The 17,346-nt window shown below is 57.6% G+C and carries 13 protein-coding genes; 5 read left to right on the top strand and 8 right to left on the bottom strand.

Going from position 1 to position 17,346, the window contains the following annotated elements; translation table 11 throughout:
- The first annotated feature begins 61 nt into the window (after positions 1-61).
- Positions 62-667: a hypothetical protein gene (locus VB780_RS22085; protein ID WP_323353347.1), complete on the top strand. Its 606-nt coding sequence runs from the start codon at positions 62-64 to the stop codon at positions 665-667.
- 180 nt (positions 668-847) lie between these two features.
- On the opposite strand, the gene VB780_RS22090 is transcribed toward VB780_RS22085, so the two are convergent.
- The 7 genes from VB780_RS22090 to VB780_RS22120 all read right to left on the bottom strand — a co-directional run bounded on the left by VB780_RS22090 (position 848) and on the right by VB780_RS22120 (position 10,839).
- Positions 848-1,192, bottom strand: coding sequence for a DUF5615 family PIN-like protein (locus VB780_RS22090; RefSeq protein WP_323353348.1), 345 nt, complete (start codon positions 1,190-1,192; stop codon positions 848-850).
- 2 nt (positions 1,193-1,194) lie between these two features.
- Complete coding sequence (locus tag VB780_RS22095; protein WP_323353349.1) at positions 1,195-1,482, bottom strand: DUF433 domain-containing protein; 288 nt, start codon at positions 1,480-1,482, stop codon at positions 1,195-1,197.
- Positions 1,483-1,576: 94 nt separating this feature from the next.
- A complete protein-coding gene (locus VB780_RS22100; protein WP_323353350.1) occupies positions 1,577-4,300 on the bottom strand; it encodes an MGH1-like glycoside hydrolase domain-containing protein in 2,724 nt (907 codons plus the stop codon).
- 214 nt (positions 4,301-4,514) lie between these two features.
- A complete protein-coding gene (locus tag VB780_RS22105) occupies positions 4,515-7,064 on the bottom strand; it encodes an EAL domain-containing protein (RefSeq protein WP_323353351.1) in 2,550 nt (849 codons plus the stop codon).
- 212 nt (positions 7,065-7,276) lie between these two features.
- The gene (gene xseB, locus VB780_RS22110; RefSeq protein WP_323353352.1) at positions 7,277-7,495 is read right to left on the bottom strand and encodes an exodeoxyribonuclease VII small subunit; all 219 of its coding nucleotides are present in this window, start codon (positions 7,493-7,495) and stop codon (positions 7,277-7,279) included.
- A gap of 115 nt (positions 7,496-7,610) precedes the next feature.
- Complete coding sequence (gene xseA / locus VB780_RS22115; RefSeq protein WP_323353353.1) at positions 7,611-8,852, bottom strand: exodeoxyribonuclease VII large subunit; 1,242 nt, start codon at positions 8,850-8,852, stop codon at positions 7,611-7,613.
- Positions 8,853-8,970: 118 nt separating this feature from the next.
- Positions 8,971-10,839, bottom strand: coding sequence for a diguanylate cyclase domain-containing protein (locus VB780_RS22120; protein ID WP_323353354.1), 1,869 nt, complete (start codon positions 10,837-10,839; stop codon positions 8,971-8,973).
- A 408-nt stretch (positions 10,840-11,247) separates the two neighbouring features.
- Between VB780_RS22120 and VB780_RS22125 the strand changes: the two genes are divergently transcribed.
- From VB780_RS22125 to VB780_RS22140, 4 genes are all read left to right on the top strand, one after another.
- A complete protein-coding gene (locus VB780_RS22125; RefSeq protein WP_323353355.1) occupies positions 11,248-11,808 on the top strand; it encodes a type II CAAX prenyl endopeptidase Rce1 family protein in 561 nt (186 codons plus the stop codon).
- A 145-nt stretch (positions 11,809-11,953) separates the two neighbouring features.
- Entirely contained in the window at positions 11,954-13,852 is a 1,899-nt protein-coding gene (locus VB780_RS22130) for an AAA family ATPase (RefSeq protein WP_323353356.1), read from the top strand.
- Between the two features lie 147 nt (positions 13,853-13,999).
- Positions 14,000-14,329, top strand: coding sequence for a DUF433 domain-containing protein (locus VB780_RS22135; RefSeq protein WP_323353357.1), 330 nt, complete (start codon positions 14,000-14,002; stop codon positions 14,327-14,329).
- Between the two features lie 7 nt (positions 14,330-14,336).
- Positions 14,337-14,675: a DUF5615 family PIN-like protein gene (locus VB780_RS22140; protein ID WP_323353358.1), complete on the top strand. Its 339-nt coding sequence runs from the start codon at positions 14,337-14,339 to the stop codon at positions 14,673-14,675.
- A 17-nt stretch (positions 14,676-14,692) separates the two neighbouring features.
- On the opposite strand, the gene VB780_RS22145 is transcribed toward VB780_RS22140, so the two are convergent.
- The gene (locus VB780_RS22145) at positions 14,693-16,816 is read right to left on the bottom strand and encodes a pentapeptide repeat-containing protein (protein WP_323353359.1); all 2,124 of its coding nucleotides are present in this window, start codon (positions 16,814-16,816) and stop codon (positions 14,693-14,695) included.
- Positions 16,817-17,346: the final 530 nt, after the last annotated feature.

Here is a 17,346-nt window from a genome sequence, read left to right on the forward strand (position 1 = left end):
GAAGCCAGGTAAGATTGAAGTTGCCAAAAGGGTGGTGAGCAAACGAGTAAGGTTATTGAATATGAACACACCAAAAGACCAGGCATACCGTAGTTTGGCTAAGTTTTTAAATCCTGAATCTTTGAGAGGTAATTTAATTGCCGCTTCAATTTTCTTGACTGCGTATGAACTGCTTCGGACTTCAATTATTGATCGTATTCGTAATTTTTTTACTTATGAATTCAACGAACATAGAGGAGTCATCAGCGAAGACTATAAGTGTAAGGTTTTATCACTAGATAAGAGTCTTCTCCGAGCATCGCTGCTGTGGTTGAAAGAGATGTCTGCTATAGATGATACTGATATTGAGCTAGTTGACGAGATGCGCAAACATCGCAATGAGTTAGCGCATAACTTGCCCAAATTTATTTCGACTGCCGATGCTGAAATAAACATCAATCTTTTGGGGTCTATCTATGAATTACTAACGAAAATAGATCGCTGGTGGATTAAAGAAGTAGAGATTCCAACAAATCCGGATTTTGATGATCAAGAAGTCGCTGATGACGAGATTCAATCCGGAACGATGCTTTGTATGCAAATGATGCTTAGGATTGCTACAGATGAGAATGCTTCTGTATTCTGGGATGAGTTTCAAAAGCAGCAGTTAAGGTTTCTGAAAGAGTAGAGCAGTGAGAGCCACATAACAACCCGATTGGAGCGGACTATCAGGGTTTTTGGGTAGTGTTGCAAAGGTTACTTTCAGCCGCTCAGTCGGAACGTTCTACAGCTTAATTCTCCATTGAATGTGGCAGTCTCTAAAGTCATCTATCAGTTGGGTTTCGTGTCTCAACCCAACCTACGATGTCTACACGTACAACAATTGTCTAGCAATCTCATCTGCTGTTTGAGAATCTAGGAGAAGTCCTACCCGTCGAGCAATTTCATAAGCATTTTTCTGAGGAACAATAATAATTCCAAAGTGACGTTCGCCACGCTCAATCATTTGCAGGTGAATCTGTTCAAAATCAACTCGGTTGTGCGTAAGCAAACAGCGTCCCACAGAAATTGCATAGGCTAATTGTTCAACATCAGACCGCCCCATACAACCAGCTGCTTGAGTCGTTTCGATATCCAAACCCCTGGATTGCAGAAGGGTAGCAACAAGCGCCGACATATCTTCATCAATGTACAGGGCAGCAAAAATCCTCATAGCTAGCCGATAACCGCTTTCACCGAGGGATGAACTTTTTCGTCAGGAATGTGGTTACGTTCGATGTAGTCATTGATCTCGGCCTGGTTGTCAAGATAAAAGCTGAGAGCGTCAAATATCTGAGCTAAGGTCAGATGCGGTAAATGGGTAGGAATTTCTTCTGGAGCAGTGCCTAACCGCCACAGGCTAACAATTGCACGAATAGTTGTACGGGTACCCGCGATGATAGGTTCTCCCTGCAAAATATCTGGGTTGCGGGTGACATATCGGGATGTTGTTTGAATAGTCATTATATTTTTACCGCTAGGATCGTAGCCATACTCAAGTTTAGCCTCATGGATAGCACCGCTCAAAATTGAGCAGAAGGGTTAAATGTAGCCTCAATTAGCTCTGGGAGTCAGAGCGATCGCGGCTATATTCGGCCTGCTGCTGAATCAGCTTGGCCACCAGGCCAGTCCAGCCGGTTTGATGACTCGCCCCTAGCCCCGCCCCATTGTCGCCGTGGAAATATTCGTAAAACAGCACGTAATCGCACCAATGGGGGTCGTGCTGCAAAGGGGCAATGTCGCCGTTGACCGGGCGGTTTTGCTGCGAATCTGACTCAAAAATGGCGATCAGCCGCTGCGATAGCTCGCTGGCGACCTCCCATAGGTTCATCCAGCGTCCAGAGCCGGTGGGGCATTCGACTTTGTAGTCGTCGCCCAGGTAGTGGTGAAACTTTTGCAGCGACTCAATGAGCAAATAGTTGACCGGAAACCAGATCGGCCCTCGCCAGTTGGAGTTGCCGCCAAATAGCCCGCTGCTCGACTCTGCCGGTTCGTAGTCCACCCGGTACTCCTGGCCATCGACGTGGAAACTGTAGGGGTGCTCGGCATGGTACTTCGACAGGGCGCGAATGCCGTAGGGGCTGAGGAATTCTGACTCGTCCAGCAGTTTTTCGAGCAGGCGGCGCAGGCGATCGCGCGGTTCCACATGCCCCAGGGTGGCGTAGCACAGGGCCAGCATGCGGCGCGCCTCGGTGCCCTTGGTCTCCATGCAGGCCACATTGCGCTTGAGGTTGGGGCGATTTTGAATGAACCACTCTAGCCGTTCGGTAAAGTTGGGCAGTTTTGCCAGGGTATCGGGCTCCAGCGTCATCACCGCGCAGAGGGGAATCAAGCCGACCAGCGATCGCAGCGTCATCTGCACCCGTTCGCCGTGGGGCAGGTGCAGCACATCGTAGAAAAAGCCGTCTTCCTCGTTCCACAGGCGGGTTTGGTCGTCGCCGATGTGGTTCATGGCGTCGGCAATGTAGATAAAGTGCTCGAAGAATTTGGTGGCCATGTCTTCGTAGACCGGGTTCTCAAGGGCCAGTTCCAGCGCCATTTCCAGCATATTGAGGCAGTACATCGCCATCCAGCTGGTGCCGTCAGACTGCTCTAGGGTGCCACCCGTGGGCAGCGGGGCGCTGCGGTCAAACACACCGATGTTGTCGAGGCCCAAAAACCCGCCCTCAAACACGTTTTTGCCCTCAGCGTCTTTGCGGTTGACCCACCAGGTAAAGTTGAGCAGCAGCTTTTGAAACACCCGCTCTAGAAAAGGGCGATGGTCTACGCTTGGTCCGGTCATCTTTTGGGCAATTTTGTACACCCGCCAGGTGGCCCAGGCGTGGACGGGCGGGTTGACATCGCCAAAGGCCCACTCGTAGGCGGGCAGCTGGCCGTTGGGGTGCATGTACCACTCCCGCGTCATCATATCGAGCTGGTGCTTGGCAAACTCGGGGTCAACCATAGCCAGGGGAATGCAGTGAAAGGCCAGATCCCAGGCGGCAAACCAGGGGTATTCCCACTTGTCGGGCATGGAGATGATGTCGGCGGTGTCGAGGTGTCGCCAGTGGCGGTTGCGATCGCGCCCCTCCGGCGGCTCTGGCATGGTGGCATCGCCCCTGAGCCACTGCTCCACCGAGTAGCGGTAGACCTGCTTGCTCCAGAGCAGGCCTGCGATCGCCTGCCGCTGAATCTGCCGCTGATCGTCACTCAGCTCAAAGGGGGTGAGGGCGGCGTAGAAATCATCGGCCTCCTGGCGTCGAGTCTTCAAGATTTGGTCAAAGTCGGGGCCAAGGGGCTGTTCCCCGGTGGGCTGATTGGTCAGCCGCAGGCGCATGGTCTGCCGCTCCCCTGGCTCCAGGGAAAGGTGATAGTGGGGCGAGACTTTGGTGCCCACCAAGTCAGGGTTCACCGCATCGGTTTGCCCATGAATCACTGCGTTATGAATGCCGTCTTTGACGTAGGGGGAAGAATTTTTGCCCCCAAACACCGCTGTGTAGTTAGTCTCGTTTTCGGTGAAGTAGAGGGGTAGGTTTTCATCGTCAGTCGAGCTACCCCCGCAGTGGAGCCAGTAGTTCCCCAGGGTGGGGTGGGATGTTTCCACGACGGCTCCCTCGTTAGGGGCAAATGGACGCTTGCCCCTACACAACCTGGGCTTTTCGCAGCCTTCGCCCCAATCCCAGGTGTTGCGAAACCACAGGGTCGGCAGCAGGTGCAGCGTCGCGGCCTCTGGCCCCCGGTTGACGACCTCAATGTGGATCAACATGTCCTCGGGGTCGGCCTTGGCGTATTCCACAAACACATCAAAGTAGCGGTTGTCGTCAAACACGCCGGTATCGAGCAGTTCGTACTCGGGCTGGTCGCGCCCCCGCCGCTGGTTCTCGGCCACCAAATCGGCGTAGGGGTACTCGGCCTGGGGGTACTTGTAGAGAAACTTCAGATAGCTGTGGGTGGGGGTGCTGTCGAGGTAGAAGTACTGTTCCTTCACATCTTCGCCGTGGTTGCCCTGGCTGCCCGTCAACCCAAACAGACGCTCTTTGAGCACGGGATCGTTTCCATTCCACAACGCCAGCGCAAAGCAGAGCTGCTGCTGGTCGTCGCAGATGCCGCCCAGGCCATCTTCCCCCCAGCGGTAGGCGCGGGCGTGGGATTGTTGATGGGAAAAATAGTCCCACGCTGCGCCGGTCGCGCTGTAGTCTTCGCGCACGGTGCCCCACTGGCGATCGCTCAGGTAAGGCCCCCATTTTTGCCATGGTGTTTGCGATGCGTGGGTCGCTTTTAGGCGCTGGTGCTCTGGATTCATGGGGCTAGAAGAGAGATTGGTCTTCTTTAGGATGAGCTTTATTTCTGAGAACGGCTTGAAATTTAATCGGATGTTAAAAGGTTAGAAAGTTAGGAGGCTTGAAGGGTGAGGAGATGCCAACCTTCTAACCCACCAACCTTCTAGCCCACCATTCATCTGCTCATCTGCGAGGCTTCAGTGGGATCGAGGGTGAGATCGCCGGTTTGGCCTGGGGTTAGGGTTGATCTAAATAGGCCTCGATCGCATCGGCGGGCAGGGGCTTTGAGAACAGGTAGCCCTGGGCAAACTGGCAGCCCATTTCTTTGATCAGATGCAGTTGCTGCGGGGTTTCGATGCCCTCGGCGATCGCCGATAGCCCCAGCTGCTGACTGAGGCCCAAAATCATCTGCACCATGGCGTAGTCGCGATTGTCGCTGGTGAGGTGTTGTACAAAGCTGCGATCAATTTTGAGATGGCTGAGGGGAAAGCGGTGCAGATATTGCAGCGAAGAATGGCCCACGCCAAAGTCATCAATGCTAATGCGAATGCCGCGTTCGGCCAGCTGGGTGAGCAGATAGGTGGCCTTTTCCATATCCTGAATCATCATATTTTCAGTGATTTCTAGGTTGAGGCAGTTCCCAGCCACACCCGTCTCCGCTAAAACGGCGTCAATATCCTCTAGCAGAGAGGCGGTGGCAAAATTTTGGGCCGAGAGATTCACGCTCACGCCTAGGGGCGTATGGTGGGGGAACTGCCGCTGCCAAATACCGAGTTGCTGACAGGTTTGGCGCAGCACCCAGTGGTCTAGCGGCACAATTAACCCCGTGGCCTCAGCGCAGGGTAAAAATACATCGGGGGTGAGCAGCCCCTGGGTGGGGTGGGGCCAGCGCACCAGAGCCTCAAAGCCCATCGGGCGAGCCTGGTCTAAATCGATCACGGGCTGGTAGTACACGGCCAGTTCGCTCTGTTCGATCGCCCGGTATAGCTCTAACTCCAGCGTGTGCTGGGCGAGCACCTGGGTATGCATAGCCGGGTCAAAAAACTGATAGGTGCCCCGCTGCCGGTGCTTGGCTCGATACATAGCAATATCGGCATCGCGGATGAGATCGGCCGCTTCGTGATACCGGGCATTGCCGATGGCGATGCCAACGCTAACCCCGATCAACACCTCATGGCCCTCAAGCCTCAGGGGCGTTTGGCAATCGGCCAAGATGCGCTCGACCACCGCCACCGCCTTATCTGGGCCGTCGATATCTTCTAACAACAGCACAAATTCGTCGCCCCCCAGCCGGGCGGCGACATCGGCGGCGCGAATGTGGTTGCGCAGCTTTTGGGCGATCGCCATCAGCAGCTGGTCGCCGACGCTGTGGCCCAGGCTATCGTTAATGCCCTTGAACCGATCGAGGTCGAGAAACAGCACTGCATACTGATAGTGCAGATGGCGCTGGGCCCGGTGAATGGCGGCGTTAATGCGATCGCTCAGCAGGGTGCGGTTGGGCAGCCCCGTCAGCGGGTCGTGCAGAGAATTGTGAATGATCTGGACCTGGGCCCGCTTGCTCTCGGTGATGTCGCGAATCATAAACAGCACTTCATCGTCGCCGCTTTTCACCACCCGCACCTCTTCATAGCGCCAGCCAGCGGGGGTTTCGATCTGCTGCTCGTAGTTTTGCAGTTTTCTAGTGGCTAGGGCTTGCTGCATGATGCTCAGTTTGCGAGTGGCGAGGTCTGGCGGGGCAAAATCTGACAGTCGCCGCCCAACCGGGTCACGGCCCTTGAAGAACAGTTCTAGGTCTGGGCGAGGGTTGATCACCTCCCGATAGCAGCCGTCGGCCCCGAGACGAAACATCAGGTCGGGCATTACCGCTAGAATCGCCCGACTCTTAGCCTCACTCTGTCGCAGGGCCAGTTCGGCCCCTTTGCGATCGCTGATATCCACAGCGACACTGGTGGTAATCCAGCAGCGCTGGGCCTGATCCCAGCGGGCGGTGCAGCTTTCCCCAATCCACCGCAGCGATCCATCGCGATGGCGAAATCGAAATTCTAGGTCAATGTGAGTTTGCCCCTCCAGAATGGCCTGCACGGCGGGCATGATCACGGCATCTAGGTCTTCGGGCAAGACCCGCGATCGCCACAGCTCGACCTGGGTCTTGATCACCCGGGGCGCATAGCCATAGATCAGCTCACTGCCCTGGGAATAGTAGTCATACTCGTAGCTGTAGTCAGGGTATAGGCGAAAGCTACAGATACAGGCCTTCGTGTTGTTGAGAATATCAGTCAAGTAGTGCTGGGATGTTTGCAGCTCCATCTCCCAAGCAAAGGGTGCAGAGGCGATCTCGGCCTGGGTTGCTTCCCCAGGGGCTGAGCCGGTCTCCAGCAGGGCAAAAAGGCTGTCTTGGGTGACCAACCCCATCAGGTTTCCCTGGGGATTGACCATGGGCAAATGCCGAATGCTGTGCCGCCGCAGAAGAGCGATCGCCGCGGCTACCGTCGCCGTTGGGGTCTTTGCCATCGTCACCGCAGGCTGACTCATCACCTCAGCGATCGCGATCGCCTCCAGGGGCCGTTGGGCCACGGTCAGCCGCACCACATCGCTGGCGGTCAAAATGCCCACCACCCGCCCCCCATCCACCACTATCACGCAGTTGGCGCTAGACTCCCACGATGGCTGGCGATCGCCCGAGCGCGATGGGCGAGCGACCGGCTGCATGGCCGCGATCGCCGCTAGCACCGTCGTCTCAGGGGAAACCACGATTGGGGTTGGGGCAATGGCCGCGTCTAGGTGCAAGGAAACTATCGTTGGTTCAAAACTAAACTATAGGGTTTAAGCCCCAAGCTCAATATTCCCGGTGGTCTTCTAACCACCCTCGGCAGGTTTAAATATGGCCATATGGCCTAGAGCCAGGCTAGAACGGTAAAGCTGCCTGCCCATTGCTTGGGCAAGTTCTTTTGAGGAACCCTCCCCAGCGCCTTTGAGACAGCGCCGTCTGGGGGCATCCTTTAGTCTTTGGCCAGGGTCTCGATCAGCAAATCGACCTGCTGCTGCTTTTCGTGCAGGTAGGTTTCGCACTGCTGGAGCGCTTGCACAGCTTGCTCAAACTGGCTCAGCACCGCCGCCAGGGGCAAACTGCCCGATTCGAGGTCGGCGATGATGCCTTCTACAGTGGCGACGGTGGCCTCGTAGTTCCAGGTATCGGCGGGAGCGGCTTTTTTGGGCATAGGGCAGGTGGATGGGTGAGGGGTAAATCGGTAGGGGCAGCCCTGGTTGTCTGCCCGGCAGCCTGGGCCTGAAGCGCGGCATTGTAGGTCGTGTTTCAGGAGGAATTGACCATAGTCATGCTGGCGGGGGATGCACCGCTGCGACCCGGACGGTGAGGTGCCCCTGGGCGAGTTGTACCTGGAGGGTTTGGCCCACGGTAACCGCCTCAGTCTGGGTGACGAGCTGATCGGCTTCGTCCCGCACCAGGGCATAGCCTCGCCTAACCACGGCGTCAGGGTCAAGGGTCATGAGGTGGCTGCGCAGGGCGGCGGTGCGATCGCCCGCCTGGCGCAGCTCCACCTGTACCCCCTGCACCAGGCGACGCTTGAGCTGTTTGAGGTGAAGCTGCTGCTGGGCCACCCGCTGGTCGAGGCGGGTGCGCAGCAATCGCTGGCCCAGGCGGTGTACATCGCTTTGGGCATTGAGCAGGTGCTCAGCGGTCAGGGCTTTGAGCAGGCCAACTCGCTGGTGGTGGGCGTCGATCAGGTCGGCTAGGGCGGGGACGGCGGCGATCGCGGCGGCAGTGGGCGTATGGGCACATAGATCCGCCGCTAGATCCGCCAGCGATTCGTCGCGCTGGTGGCCAATGCCCGTCACCACCGGGATGGGACAGTTGGCGATCGCCCGCACCACGCGCTCGTCGTCGAAGCACTCCAGGTCTTCGCTGGCCCCGCCGCCGCGAGCCAAAATCAGCACCTCGGCGCGGCCATCGGCGGCAACGCGCTCCATGGCGGCCACAATTGAGGCGGGGGCGGTGTCGCCCTGTACCGTGGCGGGCGAAAAGAGCACGTGCAGGCCGGGGTGGTGGTGGCGCAGCGATCGCTGAATGTCGCCCCAGGCCGCCGCCTGGGGCGACGACACCACGGCTATAGTCTGGGGTAGAGCGGGCAGCGGGCGCTTAAACTCGGGGTCAAACAGGCCCTCGGCGGCGAGGCGCTGGCGCAGCTGGCGGTAGCGCAGAGCCTTGAGCCCGTCGCCGCTGGGCAGCACCTGCCACACCGTCAGCTGGTAGCTGCTGCGCTGGGGGTAGACCTTCACCGTGCCCAGGGCGATCACCTGCTCGCCAACGGTGGGCAGGGTGGTGAGCCGCGCCTGCTGGCTGCGCCAGGCCACGGCGTTAATGGCGGCCCCGGTATCCGGGTCGGTGAGGGTAAAAAACAGCCCCTTGGCGTGGGGGTTGGCGCTAGACACTTCGCCCACCACCCAGACCTGGCGCAGGGTGGGGTCGTCTTCTAAAACGGCCTTGATGTAGTCAACCAAACCGCCGACGCTCAGCGCCGCCGGGGCTGTAGCCACATTTAACTCAGGGTTAGTCATGCACGAGTTGTTCTACGCCAAACTCCAGTGTGGGCCAGATAGCGATGAACATCAACCCGTTGTGCTGGGTGGGTGGATGATGCTCACCCATACCCCATCCCTACGGCTTGGCCGACGGCTAGGGAAAGCTTTCGCCCACCACGTATCGGTTGCGGCCCTGGGCTTTGGCGGCATAAAGGGCCAGATCGGCCTGGTGAATCAGCTCTCGGGGAGAATGCTCTTTGACCGACGGGCAGTGGCACACCAGGCCAAAGCTCAGGGTTAAGTTTGAGCTTACCTCTGAGTAATCGTGGGGCAGCGGGCACTGGGCGATCGCCGCCTGAATCTTTTCGACCACCTCGATGGCCCCGTCGCGGGCGGTGTCGGGCAGCAGCAGCACAAATTCTTCGCCGCCGTAGCGAGCCACCAGGTCGCCTGGCCGATTGACAACGTTGCTCAGCACCTGGGCCACCTGGCGCAGGCAATCGTCGCCGGCCAGGTGGCCATAGTTGTCGTTGTAGGGCTTGAAGTAGTCGATGTCGCAGAGAACCAGCGAGAGAAACTTTTGCTGTCGGCGGGCTCGCTGCCACTCTAGATCGAGGGCCTGGTCAAAACTGCGGCGGTTGGCAATTTCGGTGAGGCCATCGACGGTGGCCAGGCGGTTGAGTTCGGCATTGAGCACCTTGAGCTTTTGGTTGAGTTCAGCCTGGGTAACTTCAGCCTGCTTGCGCTCGGTAATATCGCGCACAATCACCAGCACTTCGGTTTGGCTAATGGGCACCACCCGCGACTCTTCATGGCGCAGCTGGCCGTCGATCTCAAGGGTGTGCTCGTAGCGCTGCTGGGTGTTTGTGGCCAGGGCCAGCCGCACGTAGCGCATACGCTGGTCGGCCAGCTGCTTGGGAAAGCTGGCGTAAACCGACTGTCGGCGATCGGGGGCAATGGGGCCGTAGAGCTGAATCTCACCCCCCGAAATCAGGTTGAGAATATCCCCGGTTTCGTCAATGCGCATCATCAAATCGGGGATGGCTTCGAGAATGGCCTGCTGGGTGGCCTGGTGGTCTTGGAGAGCAAACTCGGCCCGTTTGCGATCGCTGATGTCTAGGGTGGTGCCGTCAAAGCGCAGGGGGTTGCCCGCGCCATCGCGCACCAGGCGGGCCTGCCCGCGTACCCAGCGCAGGCTGCCATCGGCGCGAAAGATCCGGTACTCTCGGTCGATTTTGCCCTGGTGGTGCAGCGCCTCAATATCCGCCATTAGCAGGGGGTAGTCGTCAGGGTGAATGCAGTTAAACCAGAGGCTGGCATCGGCTAAAAAAGCCTCGGGGGGATGGCCGTAGAGGTCGGTGGCGGCGGCGTTGACGTAGATAGTTTCTAGGGTTGTGGGGTTAACTGACCACACCACGCACTCCAGCGAGTTGAGAATACTGTCGATGCGCTGCTGCTGCGATCGCAGCTTGGCCTGGGTAATCTCCAGTTTTTCAGAGCTGCTAATCACCCACTGCTCTAGCTGGCGAGACAGGGTGTTGCGCTCGGTTTCGGCCTGCTGGCGTTCAGCCTCAAGCTTTACCCGGGCGCTAATATCCCGCAAACTCCACAGGTGATGATTGGGGTGAACGTTGGCCGTCGCCGCAAATTCCACGGTTTTAACCGTGCCGTTGTCGAGCCTTAGCTCATGCTCTCCCCGCCGCTGCCCCGCCGCCAAAAACTCCTGCCAAACGGCCTCAAACTCCGTTGGCAAGGGCAAAAAATCGGCCAATCGCCGACCGATTAGGGCCTGCTGGGGCAGTTCTAGCAGTGCGCAGGCCGCTGGGTTGGCCGCCAGGTAATATCCAGCATCATCGACAACCAGCATGGCATCGAGGGTAGCCTCAAACAGGTTTTGCCAGAGCTGAGCCGAGTCCGGCAGTGAACTAGCCCCTGCCGCGCCCATGTTAGACGCATCCCCGCCAGATCTTGGCGGGGATGCGTCTAACTTAGCGGTGGTCTTTGACTCAGCGGGTAAGGGCATTACGCGGCTAGCAACTTCAGCTTAAAAATGTCAGACCCCGCCAGGGGCATCAGGCCGTACCCGTCAAACCATCCACAGTCAAACAGGAGACTGTCTCTGTTAGCATGCCCCAATCGTGGATGATGCTTAAATCTAGCTCCGCTCAAATCTTTGCTAAATGCTAAATGTAGACGAGTTTTTCGACTTTTCTAGTGCAGTCTAAGCCAGAGGTCACTGATTTAGGGTTCACAGATAGCAGCTTCCACAACATCGCCCCCCCAGCAATCTGTTTACTATGGAGTCAGGTGCTGCTAGGGCCGCTCTAACCCTGTTAGATTTTGCCCAAGGCCTACACCCTGCTCAGGTTGCTGACTTGGCTAGGATTGACTAAGAGCCGCGACCGTTTGCTGCCGCTACTGCATTGTTCCGTTGCAATACCTTCGCCTTCACGCCTATATTGCCTTTCGGCTCACCCGGCATCGGTTGCGGCAGGCGGCCACCACCTGGCCCCCGGCCCAAGACTGGGCGCTAGCGGCCGGGCTGACGGTAGCCCTTGGCTTAGTTACCGTTCCTCTGGGGTTGAGCAGCCATTTTTTGGCCCCGACCCTGGCCGATATTACCTGGGGCGACGGGCTGCGGCTGGCGGCGCGGGTGCTGCTGGTGCCCGCCCTGCTCGAAGAGGGATTTTGGCGAGTGCTGCTGCTGCCCCACCCGACGGAGATTATGAGCGATCGCCGCCGCTGGCGGTTGGGCCTGCCCATGCTGGGGTTGTTTGTCGTCATGCATCCCCTCAACGCCATGACCCTTTACCCCGTGGCCTTTGCCACCTTTAGCAACCCGGTGTTTTTGCTGTCGGCCGCCCTGCTGGGCCTGATCTGCACCATCGTCTACTGGAAGTCGGGCTCGTGGTGGGTGGTAGCGGCCATGCACTGGCTGGTGGTGATGGTGTGGCTGGTGTTTTTAGGCGGCTACAGCGCCCTGAGTCTCTAGGGCCGGTCGGCAGCATTCTTCAACTTTTATAACGACTGGGGCGGGGTAAAGCGATTTTACCGACCGGTAGTGAACCCTAGGTCTGGGAACGCTAAAAAGTACCCATTCCCTCGCGGTCAGCCCCAAGCTGTTATTACTAACGCCCATGAATGACTTCTTTAAAGGCTTTGAACAACTGCTCGAACTGGCTAAAACGCTAGAGGAAAAAGCCGAAAGCGGTGAGCTAAAAACCAACGTGCAGATCAACGCCCGGGGCATGGGCAGCATTCCTCGCCAGGGCAATATCCCTGACATCGGCGTCAGCCGCATGAACCGCCCCCCTGGGGATAGCGCACCCATCCCCGACCCCGCCGTCGAAGAAGTCATCATCACCCCACCTCCCACCCGCGGCGATGCTTCCCCACCCTCCCCATCTACCTCACCCGCCTCACCTACTCCACCCTCTCCCCCGCACCACCCCACCATGGGCGATGTCGGCGGTCTCTCCGCCACCCTGCAAGAGCTGCGCGAACTGGTGGAAATGCCGCTCAAGCGCCCCGACGTGCTGGCCAAGCTGGGGCTAGAGCCCACGCGCGGCGTGCTGCTGGTCGGCCCCCCCGGCACGGGCAAAACCCTGACGGCCCGCTCTCTGGCCGAAGACCTGGGCGTCAACTACATTGCCATCGTCGGCCCCGAGGTGATGGGCAAGTACTACGGTGAGGCTGAGCAGCGCCTGCGGGCCATTTTTGAAAAGGCCAAAAAAGCTGCCCCCTGCCTGGTGTTTATCGACGAAATCGACAGCCTCGCCCCCGATCGCAGCAAGGTTGAGGGCGAAGTCGAAAAGCGTCTGGTGGCCACCCTGTTGGGCCTGATGGATGGCTTTGCCCAGACCAAGGGTGTGATTGTGCTCGCCGCCACCAACCGGCCCGACCACATCGACCCCGCCCTGCGCCGCCCCGGTCGCTTTGATCGCGAAGTGCAGTTTCGGGTGCCCGATCGCCAGGGTCGGTGCGAGATTCTGCGCATTCAAACCCGCACCATGCCGCTAGATGGCGTGGATTTAGAGGCGATCGCCGATCTGTCGGTCGGCATGGTGGGGGCCGACCTCAAGGCTCTCTGCCAAAAGGCGGCCTACTTTGCCCTGCGCCGCCAGGTGCCGGATTTGTCTGGCCCGGTGCCCGATGCCATGACCCTGATGCAGGACGACTTTCTTCAGGCCATCAAAGAGATCAAGCCCTCGGTGCTGCGATCGGTGGAGGTGGAGTCGCCCGCGATCGCCTGGGAGGACATCGGCGGCTTAGACTCCGTCAAGCAAACCCTGCAAGAATCCGTCGAGGGGGCGCTGCTCTACCCCGACCTCTACGCCCAAACGGGGGCCAAAGCGCCTCGGGGGCTGCTGCTGTGGGGGCCTCCCGGCACCGGCAAAACCCTGCTGGCTAAGGCTGTGGCTGCCCAGGCCAGGGCTAACTTTATCGCCGTCAACGGCCCCGAGCTGCTGAGCCGCTGGGTGGGGGCCGCCGAGCAGGCGGTGCGCGAACTCTTTGCCAAGGCCCGTCAGGCCGCGCCCTGCGTGGTGTTTATCGACGAAATTGACACCCTGGTGCCCGCCCGGGGACAGTACCAGGGAGATTCTGGGGTGAGCGATCGCGTCGTCGGTCAGCTACTCACTGAGCTAGACGGTCTCCAGGGCTGCCCCAACGTGCTGCTGATTGGCGCGACCAACCGCCCCAGCGCCCTCGATCCTGCCATTCTGCGGGCGGGCCGCATCGACCTTCAGCTCGAAATTGGCCTGCCCGATGCGGCAGGCAGACTGGCGATTTTACAGGTGCACAACGGCGATCGACCCCTCGAATCCGTCGATCTCAATGACTGGGCCACCCGCACCGACGGCTGGAACGGTGCCGACCTGGCCCTGCTCAGCAACCAGGCGGCCCTCGAAGCTGTGCGCGAATACCGTGCCCAGGGCCTGGCCGACCCCAGCCAAATTCGCATTGCGGCCCACCACTGGGAGCAGGCCCACCAGGCCATGCTCAGCCAGCGCAGCTCGGTGGCCAACCGGGGCTAAGGGGAGAAAGACTGTGGTTAGCCTTGTCTGTTAAGGGCGCGATCGCGTTCCTGTTATTTGGCCTGGTACAGCAGCCCATCGGCAGCGCTAAGCAGATTAATGGGGTTATGGAGCTTCTAGAATGAGTATTACCTAACGGCTTTCCCCATGACGAATCAAGATTTTGAATCTCAGCTCCTCACCCTCTCGTTAGCCGATCAGGCTGAGGTTATTCAACGTCTGACCCAGTCGCTGAGTTTGAGCGGTCGAGGCATTGCCAAAACGCCGGGCGTTTGCGGTGGAGTTGCTTGTATAACGGGGACGCGCATTGCGGTTTGGTTGCTGGTAGAGGCCAAACAACTGGGCATCAGTGAGGCCCAACTTTTAGAAGACTATGGCCACCTGACAGCGGTGGATTTGGTCAATGCCTGGGCCTACGCGGCGGCTTACCCAGCTGAAATAGCGGCTGACATTGCCGCCAACCAAGCCATTGCCTAACTGATGTATGGCGCGTCTGTACGCTGATGAGCAATTTCCTCGGGCCGTGAGCGAACGGTTGCGATCGCTGGGGCACGATGTTTTAACGGTGCAGGAAGCGAGCAACGCCAATCTGGGCATTCCCGATGAGGCGGTTTTGCGATTTGCCGTTGACGATGGCCGGGCGGTTTTAACCCTCAACCGCAACGATTTTGCCCGGTTACATCGCTCATTGGCTCAGCACTGCGGCATTGTTGTGTGCTCCAATGACCCCGACAGAGCACAGATGGCGGAGCGGATTCATCAGGCTTTAGTTGCAGAAGTGTCTCTCTATGGTCGGTTGGTGCGGGTCAGTAGACCGTCCTGACGTAGCCTAATGGTCAGTTAAAGCACCAGACCCACCAGGGGCAGCAGTTTGGTGCCGTGCTCGCCGAGCCAGCCTGCGGCGTTTTGCACGTGGGGGCGCAGCTTGTCGATTGCCTCGGCAAAGCCTTGCAGGTTGCGGGCGTAGGTGAGCCCGGTTTCGAGGGTGGTGGCGACGATGCTTTTGTCGGGTGCGGGCTTGGCGGCTTCGGCGTCGAGTTTGGCAGCGATGCCGGTGGTGACGGGGTCGTTGAGGCCCGCGAGAATGGCTTGCAGAGCGGCTAGCTCGGCTTGGATGTTGACGCGATCGGGCGGGGGTAGGGTGACTTGCTGAAACTCGATGGCTGCGATGTTGCCATCCCCGGTTTGGAAGACGTTGCCGGTGGCGCTGCCGCCGATGCTGATGTTGCGGCTGTTGTCGTTTCCTTGCATGGCTTTGCTCTCTGCGGTGGCTTTGACATCTACGTTAATCGGTCGCTGGGCCAGCAGCTTGACCACTTCTTGCATGTTGGCGCTCTGCTGGCGATAGTCGGCAATTTGGTCGTCTTTGGTATCAAGCTGAGCTTTGTAGCGGGCTTCGGCTTCTTGCAACGCCAATTGATAGATTTCGGTGAACGATTGGTGAATGGCGGGTTTATCGGCATCTGGTGCGGCGTGGAGCTTGACGACAACGACGCCATCGCCTTTGTTTTCGATCGCCTGCACACCTAAATCAGCGTTGTCATACTGTTCTTGAACATTGTTGAAGGTGCGTACAAAGGCTTTCCAATCGACACCGTTTTGAAAGATGAGGTCGATGGTGTCGAGCACTTCTTGAAAGAGTTTACTGAACTCACCAGGGGCAAAGCTGCCGCTGCTGGGGCGACGCTCTTGCTGATTACGGAGTAGATAGACGTAGTCGCCAGTGGCTCCTTTAAGCTGCGTGGTGCTGTCGATGTTCCACGCCTCTAGGGTGACCCCAGTGAGAATGGTTTGGTGAAAGTTGGTGCCGAGGACCTGGGTCTTGGTCAGGTTTGCTCGTTCTAGAGTTGCGCCTTCTAAGGTAGCCTGGCTGAGGTCAGCTTCGGTAAAGTCGGCATCGGCAAGGTCAGCTCTGACTAAGTATGCGCCTTTGAGGTTGAGGCCAACGTACGACTGACCACTGCCGCGCAACGTGACGAGCAGGTTTTGCACGGGAAAGTTGGCCAGAATGGTTTTACCTAAACGAGATAGATTGACTTTTTTAGAAAGGTGAAAATTAGTTCTGGTCAAATCGGCCTCATACAGGTGAGTGCTCTTGAGAATGGCCTCTTGAAAGGAGGCATCAGTTAAGTTTGACCCTACAAAATTGGTGCCGCCACAGGATCTCAACCAAATCGATATATTGCGAATAAAACTATCTCTATGATCCCTTAGAAGAGCACGTCTAGCTACTATAAAACTCACCATAATACCTGCAAGGCTGCCAATACATGCTATGGCGATGACTGAGGACTCATAGCCGCGGATCACAACAGCAAAGATAACAAGAACAGCAACAGAAAAAACGGCAGAAAAAACGACCTCAATAGCAAAAGCGACAGCACTGGCGATGGCACTAGCGATAGCAAAAGCAAAATCGACAGTGACAGTGACAGCAAAATCTCCAGCAACGTCTGCAGATCCGACAAAAGAGCCAGCGAAAACGGTAACGAAAGTGACAACGAAAGCTCCTAGCGCTACTCCTAACGCTTCTAAAACACCTTTTGTATAAATCAAACCCCAAAAGCTTAGGAAAAGCACAATTCCTAAAACGCCAAATATAGTGTCTCCGGTTACAGAACCAGTGGTTTCTCCGGAAGGACTAACAAAACTTGAGGCAAAAACAATCCAAAGCGTATCGGCCAACAAGCTTGCAGTAGTAGCCAGCGCAACAGTAATGAGTAGTTGAGGCAATAACCAACGGCGTTGGGTACCTGCTTTAGCTCCTATAAATTGAGTGCCTTCCAGGTTTGCCTTGGTAAAATTGGTGCCGCGCAGGTCGGTGCAGCTAAGGTCGGCGTTGGCTAGGTCAACACTCTTTAAGTTTATGCCGCGCAGCGATTCGCCGTTTAGGTCTACCCCGGCAAAGTTGCGCTCTCCGGCGCGATAGCGGCGCTGTAGTTCTTTAGCGGTGAGCCGTTGCATAGGGGGCAGTTTTAGATTTTGGATGGGGGGATGAAGTTGCAGGGATGGCAGCGTAAGGCTTTGCGCAACGCAACGTTGAGAGGATGTTACCTAACCCTACAAGCGCTCAGCGAGAACTTCGGCAAAAGATTGCCGAAATTTAGGTTTAGAGACCGGGTTTCTGGAGTGGTAGCGTTATCCTTTCGTCTACCCACAGAAGAAACCCGGTCTCTGGGGCAGGGGAAATGCTTGATGGTTGAGTTGTGGTGCGGTGTGGCGCAATGGATGAGTGAGGAGCGCATCGCACCTTCCCCTCCTTCTCATTGCCATACACCCAATGAATATCTTAAAACCACCGCTGGTGATGCCAATGCAGGCAGCGGCACTGCCATAACTACAGCGCGATCATTAATATCGGGTTGTGGTTTTGCCACAGCGAGGGCGTGACTTGTTAATGCAGAGGGCGGTGATGGTTGTGCGATCGCCCGCAATACCAATGCGCCAGCCTGTTCTGCGATGTCATCAATTTGCAACGCCAGTCATCGCCACAG

Source organism: Leptolyngbya sp. CCNP1308 (assembly GCF_034932455.1).
In the GTDB taxonomy this organism is placed as follows: domain Bacteria; phylum Cyanobacteriota; class Cyanobacteriia; order Phormidesmidales; family Phormidesmidaceae; genus Nodosilinea.